Annotated in this window: 4 protein-coding genes; all 4 read left to right on the forward strand. The window is 68.0% G+C overall.

Annotation, left to right across the window (positions count from 1 at the left end; translation table 11 throughout):
• Window positions 1–82: 82 nt before the first annotated feature.
• The 4 genes from ACWEKS_RS08200 to lon all read left to right on the forward strand — a co-directional run bounded on the left by ACWEKS_RS08200 (window position 83) and on the right by lon (window position 6,311).
• Entirely contained in the window at window positions 83–1,723 is a 1,641-nt protein-coding gene (locus ACWEKS_RS08200; protein ID WP_452339419.1) for an MFS transporter, read from the forward strand.
• A gap of 107 nt (window positions 1,724–1,830) precedes the next feature.
• Entirely contained in the window at window positions 1,831–3,054 is a 1,224-nt protein-coding gene (locus ACWEKS_RS08205) for a sulfatase family protein (protein ID WP_452339420.1), read from the forward strand.
• The gene (locus ACWEKS_RS08210; RefSeq protein WP_452339421.1) at window positions 3,015–3,710 is read left to right on the forward strand and encodes a HEAT repeat domain-containing protein; all 696 of its coding nucleotides are present in this window, start codon (window positions 3,015–3,017) and stop codon (window positions 3,708–3,710) included. Before ACWEKS_RS08205 ends, ACWEKS_RS08210 begins: the two co-directional genes overlap by 40 nt.
• A 147-nt stretch (window positions 3,711–3,857) precedes the next feature.
• Entirely contained in the window at window positions 3,858–6,311 is a 2,454-nt protein-coding gene (lon, locus tag ACWEKS_RS08215; protein WP_452339422.1) for an endopeptidase La, read from the forward strand.
• Window positions 6,312–6,441 lie beyond the last annotated feature (130 nt).

The following is a 6,441-nucleotide window of genomic DNA, read 5'->3' on the forward strand; positions in this document are numbered from 1 at the left end:
CGCAGCGCGACCATCCCGATAACCGCGCCCGCGGTGTGATGTCACGCGTCTGTCGTCAGTTGAATTCCCGAAAGGGGTTGGTATGTCCACAACTCCCGCCATCGACCCGGCCGGCGCCGCCGATCCGCCGCAACCCCCCGCGGCAGCCAGCCGGCCCACCGGCGTTTCGCGGGCCCGAATGTTCACGGCAGTGGTCCTCATCGTCCTGTTCAGCGAGAGCGCGCCGATCCAGACGACGATGGCCTCGACCGCGCTGGAGAAGATCGCGGCCTCGTTCCCGGGCAGCGGCACGAATATCGCCTGGACGATCATCATGTCCGGACTCGTCGGGGCTGCCGCCGCACCGTTGATCGGAAGGATCGGCGATGTGTGGGGGATGAAGCGGACGTTCGTGACGTGCGGTGCGCTCTTTGCGGCGGGTTGCCTGGTCTGCGCGCTTGCCGGCAGCTGGGCGGTCTTCCTGTTCGGCCGCTGCCTGCAATCCTTCGCCGTCGCCAGTGCGGTCCTCGCCTACGGTCTGGTCCGGGATCTCCTGCCGCGTAAGCACCTGGCCCTCGGGTTCGGCGCGATCGCAGCCGGATTCGGGTTCGCGGTGGCCTTCGCCCCGCTGGTCGGCGGCTGGCTGATCCGAGCCCACGGCTGGCGGGCGGCGTTCTGGCTGTCGCTGGCATTCATCACGGTGATGATCGCGCTGGTTGCGGTGTGCGTACCGGATTCGAAACCTATTGCGCGCCAGCGTCTCGGCTGGACCGGCGCGGTTCTGCTCACCTTCGGCGCCGCACTCGTGATCGTCTATGTCGACCGGGGCCAGGTGTGGGGCTGGGCCAGACCTGCGAGCGTGGCCGGGCTGGCCTGCGGACTGGCATTACTGGCATTGTTCGTTCTCGCGCAACGGCGGGCGAGCACGCCACTCATCGATCCGCGCGTGTTGTTCCAGCCCCGCTTCGGTCTGCTCCTGGCGGTGGGATTGCTCGCGTCCTGCATGATCGCCGTCCAGACGTACGCGATCACCTATATGGCTCGCACGCCCAGCCCTGGCATGATCGAAAATGGCGTCGTCGCAAGCACTCTCGCGAAGGTCGCCCAGGCCGGCGGCATGCGCCTGCCACCCGAAGCCGTGCAGGTGAGCCTCATCCCCGGCTTCAGCTACAGCAGCGGATTCAGTTCACATGACTATGCCCTGCGCATCGCGGTGTTGCAGGGCGTGATCACGGTCGCCTTCGGGGTGATCGCCGCTATTGTGGCGCGCAAGTTCGGGGCCAGGCTCCCGCTGCTGTCCGCGACGGCGATGTTCGCCGTGATCGGCCTCATCGAGGCCGTCGGAGCGCATACCTGGGACATCCTGACCCTCACCAACGCGGCCTTCGGCTCGGCACTCGGCTTCTTCTACACGGCCGCTGCGGTTCTCGTGGCCCAGACGGTGCCGCAGGAGCAGACCGGTGTCGGCTTCGGCGTGTTCAGCCTCGTCCAGGGCGTGGGCACGGCCATCGGCGTCGCCGTCGTCACCGCTTTCGCCGCGGCCCACCCGATGTCGGCCAGTGTGCGAGTCGCCGGACGGCCGCCGCAGCTCGGCCCAATTCCCAAAGTGTTCGGTGACCAAGGCTTCGAGCTCGGATTCTGGTTTGCCACGGCGACTGCCCTCGCCGCGCTCGTCCTCGTGCTCGTCATGCGCGGAAGCCGGCTCCCGGTCATCGGCGAACTGCCGCCCGACCCGGCCGGCTGACCGCGAGCCGTCTGCCGGCCCAACTCTTGTCTTATTCCACTTGTGGAATAATCAGGGATGCCGCCACCGTTTCCGCCTGCGGATCCCGCTCCCCCGGAAGGACCCCAATGCCACTCGACGACCGGCCCAATATCCTCTGGATCGTCAGCGAAGACTGCCCACCGCGCTTCGGCTGCTACGGAGACGAACTGGCACAGACCCCGAACCTCGACCGGCTGGCCCGCGAGGGCGTGGTATTCGAACACGCCTTCAGCGTCAGCCCGGTGTGCGCACCGTCCAGATTCGCGATGCTGACCGGCCTGCGCCCGGAAAGCCATGCGCCCGCCAACCACATGCGCGCCAGGGCGCCGATGCCGTCCTGGCTGCGCACCTATCCGGAAATCCTGCGCGAGCAGGGCTACTACTGCACGAACAACGCCAAGACCGACTACAACTCCGACGTCGATCCGGATGTGATCTGGAACGAGTCGTCGCGCACCGCGCACTGGCGCAATCGCGCACCTGGCTCACCGTTCCTGGCGGTGTTCAATTTCGATGGCACACACGAGAGTTCGGTGTTCCGGCGGACCGAACCGGCCCGGGTCGACCCCGAGTTCGTCCGCGTGCCCGCGTATCTTCCGGACACCCCCGAGATCAGGGGCGATATCGCCCGCTATTACGACAACATCGACGCGATGGACGCGTTCGTCGGTGATCTGCTCGCCCAGCTGGACGAGGACGGACTCGCCGATACGACGATCGTCATCCACACCTCGGACCACGGCGGTGTCAATCCGCGGTCGAAACGCTTCTGCTACGACGAAGGACTGCGGGTCCCGCTCATCATCCGGGCGCCCCGAGCGTATCGAGGGCTTTTCCCCGCCCCGGGCACTCGCGTCAGCGCGGCCGTCACCACCGACAGAATTCCGGCCACCGTGATCGATCTGGCCGGTGCCCAGCTGCCCGCGCACATGCGCGGAAACAGCTTGGCGCGCACCGAGTTCGACCGTACACATCGCTCGCGTTCGGGGGCCGCGGCCGGATGGACGAGCGGTACGACCTCATCCGCAGCGTCCGCGACGCGCGATACCGCTACATCCGCAACTATCACCCGCATCGGCCCTACGGCCGGCATCAGCCGTTCGCCTGGATTGCGGCCGGCTATCAGTCCTGGGAGACGGAGCATCTCGCGGGACGGCTCGACGCCGTCCAATCCGTCTTCTGGAAGCCGAAACCGGGTATCGAGTTGTACGACACCGAGACCGATCCGGACCAGGTGCGAAACCTGGCCGGCAACCCGCAGTATGCCGGAGTGGAGAATCGGCTCGCGGCAGCGTTGCGGGCGCACCTGATCGCGGTGCACGACAACGGGTTTCTGCCCGAAGGTTCACCACACGAGGGCTACGACGCCGGCCGCGCGCCCGGCGTCTACCCGCTCGATCGGGTGCTGGACATCGCCGACGCGGTCGCGGAACAGCGTCCGGGCAGCGCGCCGGTATTCGTCACCGCGCTCGATGATCCCGATGCCACTGTGCGCCGCTGGGCGGCCATCGGGCTGCTCGCTTCCGGTGCGATCGACGAGACGATCGCGTCCGGGTTGCGGACTCTCGTTGCGAGCGAGCCCGATCCGTTCGTCGTGATCCCGAGCCTTGAGACCCTGGCACGCTACGCGCAGGATGCGGACGCGGTCACCCGCCTGGTCCGGTATCTGGATGCCGCGCAGCCGCGGCCGGTCCGGCTCGAAGCGCTCTCGGCGCTGACGGCTCTCGCCGATGCGCAGATCGGTCCGCACCGCGCGGCCATCGGCGCGGCCGCGCATTCCACTGGGGAGTACGTGTCGGGCGCGGCGCGGTATCTGCTGGCGCGCATCGACGGCACCTACACCCCGAGCATGATCCTTTTCACCCCGCCGGCCGAAATGTTCGCGCAGGCAGCCCGATTCGGAGCCACTCCCGAGCAAGTCATGGCCCAGCTCGGCGGCTCGGCAGCGCCCAACTCGACTCCGTGATAGTGCTCTGACCAGCTCTTATGTTGCTGTTCCCGATTTCGATCCTCGACTCGAGGCATGTTCGCCCCCGGCGAACATCGGTCCGGAACAATCGGTATACCCCCCGGGTTGAGTAGGTAACGCTCAACCTTGGAAGGGGTCGAAGACGTGACTACACCAACGAACCTGCCGGTCCTGTTCCTGACCGATCCGATCGTGCTCCCCGGCATGGTCGTGCCGATCGAGCTGGACGAGTCGTCGCAGGCCGCCATCGATGCCGCCCGCGCGGGCAAGGTCAACCAGGTGCTGGTCGCGCCGCGCCTCGATGAGGGGTACGCCACCTACGGCGTCGTGGCCACCATCGAACAGGTCGGCCGGATGCGCGGCGGCGCCCCCGCGGCGGTGCTGAAGGCGGAGAGCCGGGCCAAGATCGGCCACGGCGTGACCGGGCCGGGCGCGGCGCTCTGGGTCGAGGCCGAACCGGTCGAGATTCCGGCCGCCGACGGACGCACCAAAGAGCTTGCGGCCGAATACAAGAAGCTGGTCGTGTCGGTCCTGCAGCGCCGTGAGGCCTGGCAGGTCATCGACGCGGTCAATCAGATGAACGATCCGTCCACCCTGGCCGACGCGGCCGGCTGGGCGTCGTACCTGAGCAATGAGCAGAAGCGCGAGATCCTGGACACCCCGGATACCACCGCGCGGCTGCGCAAGCTGATCGAGTGGACCACTCAGCACATCGCCGAGACCGAGATCACCGAGAAGATCAGCGAGGATGTCCGCGAGGGCATGGAGAAGCAGCAGCGGGAATTCCTGCTGCGCCAGCAGCTCAACGCGATTCGCAAGGAGCTGGGCGAGGACGAGCCGGACGGCGCGGAGGACTACCGCACCCGCGTCGAGAACGCCGACCTGCCCGCGGACGTGAAGGAAGCCGCCCTCCGCGAGGTCGGTCGCCTGGAGCGTTCCAGCGATCAGAGCCCGGAGACGGGCTGGATCCGCACCTGGCTGGACACCGTCCTGGAACTGCCGTGGAGCGTGAAAACCACTGACTCCACCGATGTTTCGGCCGCCCGCGCGGTGCTGGACGCCGACCACCACGGCCTGGACGAGGTCAAGGACCGCATGGTCGAGTACCTGGCCGTCCGTTCCCGGCGGGCCGCGCGCGGCCTGGAGTTCGTCGGCGGTCGCGGTTCCGGCGCGGTGCTGGTGCTGGTCGGTCCGCCCGGCGTCGGCAAGACCTCGCTGGGTGAATCGGTGGCACGGGCCCTGGGCCGCAAGTTCGTTCGCGTCGCCCTGGGCGGCGTGCGCGACGAGGCCGAGATCCGCGGTCACCGGCGCACCTACGTGGGCGCGCTGCCCGGCCGCATCGTGCGCGCCATGAAGGAGGCGGGATCGATGAATCCCGTTGTCCTGCTGGACGAGATCGACAAGGTCGGCTCGGACTTCCGCGGCGATCCCGCGGCGGCCCTGCTGGAGGTCCTGGACCCGGCGCAGAACCACACCTTCCGCGACCACTACCTGGACCTGGATCTGGACCTGTCGGACGTGCTGTTCATCGCGACCGCGAACGTCATGGAGACGATTCCCGGCCCGCTGCTGGACCGCATGGAACTGATCACCGTGGACGGCTACACCGAGGCCGACAAGGTGGCCATCGCCCGCGACTTCCTGATCCCGCGGCAGCTGGAGCGCAATGCCCTGACCGCCGAGGAGGTCTCGATCACGGACGAGGCGCTGCGCGAGGTCGCCGCGAACTACACCCGGGAAGCCGGGGTGCGGCAGATGGAGCGCCTGATCGCCAAGGCGCTGCGCAAGGCGGCGACCAAGCTGTCGGAGTCGGCGGACATCGCCGAGACCGAAAGCCTGGTCAGCAAGGGCGAATTCGTGCCGGAGGGCCTGGGCTACGACCGCGAGCTGGGCTACGACGCCGAATCCGGTCCGGCCGCGGGCGGTTCCGGCAAGCTGGTGATCGGACTGGGTGACCTGAAGGACTACCTGGGCCGTCCGCGCTTCACCCCCGACGGGGTCGAGCGCACCGCGGTCCCCGGTGTCGCCACCGGATTGGCCGTGACCGGCGCGGGCGGCGATGTCCTCTACATCGAGGCCAATGCCGCCGAGGGCGACCGCTCGCTGACCCTGACCGGTCAGCTGGGCGACGTCATGAAGGAGTCCGCGCAGATCGCCCTGACCTATGTCCGCTCCCACCTGGAGGAGATCGGCATCGAGCCGAGGGTGCTGGATCGCAATATCCACATCCACTTCCCGGCGGGCGCGGTCCCGAAGGACGGTCCGTCGGCGGGCGTCACCATGGTCACCGCCCTGGTGTCGCTGGCCCTGGGCCGCCAGGTCCGCGCGGATGTCGGCATGACCGGTGAGGTCACGCTGAACGGACGGGTGCTGCCGATCGGCGGCGTGAAGCAGAAGCTGCTCGCCGCTCAGCGCGCCGGCCTGAAGACCGTGTTCATCCCGGCCCGCAACGAGCCGGATCTGGACGAGGTCCCCGCCGAGGTGCTGGCCGCCCTGGATGTCCGCCCCGTCGCCGACGTGGCCGAGATCCTGGCCTACGCCATCGAGCCGGTCGCCGAACCGGCCTACGACGGTCGTGCGCTGAGCGCCACCGCCTGAGGTCGCGAGAACGGGAGCCGTGCGTGTTCTGTGAACACATTGGGGGCTCCTTTCGATGGAGCAATAGTATCCACAACACTAGTTTCCAAGCAACTAGTTTCGAGGATATGCCGAAGCGGCCCGCGACGAT

This window comes from Nocardia sp. NPDC004711 (genome assembly GCF_053601595.1).

Bases quoted from the DNA above. Each gene is read 5' to 3' on its own strand.
- ACWEKS_RS08200 (WP_452339419.1), top strand. From the start codon at position 83: ATGTCCACAACTCCCGCCATCGACCCGGCCGGCGCCGCCGATCCGCCG.
- ACWEKS_RS08205 (WP_452339420.1), top strand. From the start codon at position 1,831: ATGCCACTCGACGACCGGCCCAATATCCTCTGGATCGTCAGCGAAGAC.